Here is a 2495-nt window from a genome sequence, read left to right on the forward strand (position 1 = left end):
TCACTCGTCCATAACAGCATCATGGAACGACGACCACCGTCCGTGACGGCCGCCTCGTTTAAGTATGGACAGAAATACAGAAAATGCTCAGGACGAAATGTAATGAATGCGAACGGATTCAAGAAATTCGAGCATGACAGTCCTTACGGCCGGTTCGGTTTCAGACAAAATCTGCCGGTATGCATCCAGCATCATGGCTCCGGCATCCCCTCCGGCACGCCGTAGCCAGACCGAAACAACGGACACAAGCAGGTGTCGCTCATCATCACTAAGAGTCATCAGGGCTCCGGAAGAAAAACCAAACATGGCTTACCTACTGTTAACGGCAACGCAGAAGAAAGGTTTACAGGGTAGCGGGCAGGGATGAAAAAAAAAAAATTGCAGTCAGGCCGGAACGGCTGCTGAACCGGTACAGGCGGGTTCCGGGCGCAGCGCCGGACCAGTCACGGAGCACTAGCGGAGTGTATACTGGCTTAAGATGTAGCATGGCAGTAACACATAGCATTAATGCCACATAAGACAGGCGCAGAAAGTGAAAGAAAACGCGTCAGGAGAAAATGTGATACAGAATATATTCCGCTTCCTCGCTCACTGACTCGCTCCGCTCGGTCGTTCGGCTGCGGCGAGCGGGACGGGCTTACGGATGGATCAGAAATTTCCTGGGGGATGCCAGGAAGATACTTAACGAAGAAAGCATAAGGCCGCGCCAAAGCCGTTTTTCCATAGGCTCCGCCCCCCTGACAAGCATCACAGAATCTGACGCTCAAATCAGTGGTGGCGAAACCCGATGCGGCTTAAAGATACCAGGCGTTTCCCCCTGGTGGCTCCCTCGTGCTCCCCCGCATTCCTGCCTTTCGGTTTACCGGTGTCACTCCGCTGTTATGGCCGCGGTTTCTCATTCCACGCCTGACACTCAGTTCCGGGAAGGCAGTTCGCTCCAGGATGGACTGTATGCACGAACCCCCCGTTCAGTCCGACCGCTGCGCCTTATCCGGTAACTATCAACTTGAGTCCAACCCGGAAAGACACGACTAATCGCCATTGGCAACGGCCATTGGCAAACAGGATGTGCGAGAGATGTCTCAAGAGTTCTTGAAGTGGCGGCCTTAGTGAGGCTACACTGAAAGGACAAATTTGGTGACATGTCTCGCACAAGACTGTTACCACGGTTAGGGGATCTGCCAGGATTACCTAACCTTCGAAAAACCACCTGCCAGGGTGGTTTTTTCGTTTACAGGGCAAGAGATTACGCGCGGAAAAAAAGGATCTCAAGAAGATCCTTTATAAATTAGACATCCAACCTCACAAAGAGGAATACTTAAATCATCTTGGTATATGTATCGGCCGGATTACATCTCATATAAGCCTCCTCCCCGCCTGACACCACACTTTGACCATAGCACCTCGCGCCTAACTCGATATACAGCCCACCATCAAGCCTCTTTTCACATAAAAAATGACCTATAGTTAGATGGTTAGTGACCAAAACTGATATGGATAAAAGGAGCTGGCTTTGAAAAAGATTTTTGTTTCAGTGTTCGCAGCGGCAGTTGCGCTTTCAGCCCTCACCGGCTGCACGCGCACAAGCTATGCCATACACACCAATGACGGTCGCACTATTGTCAGCGACGGCAAACCTAAAGAATCAGACTCAGGCCTGCTTGGCTATACAGACGCGAATGGTGTCAAACAGCAGATCAATAAAACCGACGTTAAAGAAGTCTCCGAAATTCCGCACTGAGCATCTTCTCCGAAAAAGGCCGCTAATGTGGCCTTTTTCTTTACCTGTGGTTCTCCGCCAAAATCCCAGCAAATTGCATCACCAAAGCTAAAAGCTTTCAGGGTTGTCTAAAAAGCACAAGACATAAGAGGAAGTGCGGTATTTTATAATCAAGCCCCCAAGAATTTACCATAACATCCGTTGCCCGCACCGCCTGAGACGCGTTCAGCGCGTTCCTGACGAAACCATGACAAAAACCACAACAAACCACCCCGGAACCCGTCAGAAACGCGCCTGTTAAATTTTAACGGCATGCATGACTATGCACCAGAATGACGCCATGCTCTTTTCACGCAAAAATCATCACCAGACGGGGAAAATCACCAGTGACCAGACAGGAATCCGCCGCCCTCAATATGGCCAAATTTATCCGCGCACAGACACTTCTCCTCCTTGAGCGGCTCGAGCAGATGGATCTGGATGAGGCTGCCGGCTGCTGTGAGCACCTGCACGATCAGGCCGAAGCGCTTTACGCCATGCTGAACGCACAGATAGGCGAGGAAAATGCGTGAAAATCGGTGAACGGGTGCGCAATTCAGTGCGCGGCCGTGAGGCGATGGCGGGGTGTCGGGGCGCAGCCCTGACCAGGGTATTTGTGATGCCGGCGCGTGCGCGGTATTACAAATGCACATCCTGTCCCGGAACGGACACCGGGAAACAGCAAAAAAAACCGGGCGGCACGCCCGGAACTCAATCAAGTTAGATTAGATTACTC

The 2495-nt window shown here is 51.5% G+C and carries 3 protein-coding genes; 2 read left to right on the top strand and 1 reads right to left on the bottom strand.

Annotated elements, in window-relative coordinates; translation table 11 throughout:
* Nucleotides 1-87: 87 nt before the first annotated feature.
* Nucleotides 88-279 carry a hypothetical protein gene (locus tag L3068_RS25245; protein ID WP_021243041.1) on the bottom strand — a complete coding sequence of 64 codons (192 nt, stop codon included), beginning with the start codon at nucleotides 277-279 and terminating at the stop codon, nucleotides 88-90.
* A 1234-nt stretch (nucleotides 280-1513) separates the two neighbouring features.
* On the opposite strand from L3068_RS25245, the gene L3068_RS25250 reads away from it, so the two are divergent.
* Nucleotides 1514-1741 (top strand): YgdI/YgdR family lipoprotein, encoded by a 228-nt coding sequence (locus tag L3068_RS25250; protein ID WP_021243043.1) that lies wholly within the window; start codon nucleotides 1514-1516, stop codon nucleotides 1739-1741.
* Between the two features lie 365 nt (nucleotides 1742-2106).
* Nucleotides 2107-2292 (top strand): Rop family plasmid primer RNA-binding protein, encoded by a 186-nt coding sequence (locus tag L3068_RS25255; protein WP_013772937.1) that lies wholly within the window; start codon nucleotides 2107-2109, stop codon nucleotides 2290-2292.
* Nucleotides 2293-2495 lie beyond the last annotated feature (203 nt).

The organism is Enterobacter cloacae complex sp. ECL414 (assembly GCF_021869685.1).
In the GTDB taxonomy this organism is placed as follows: domain Bacteria; phylum Pseudomonadota; class Gammaproteobacteria; order Enterobacterales; family Enterobacteriaceae; genus Enterobacter; species Enterobacter kobei.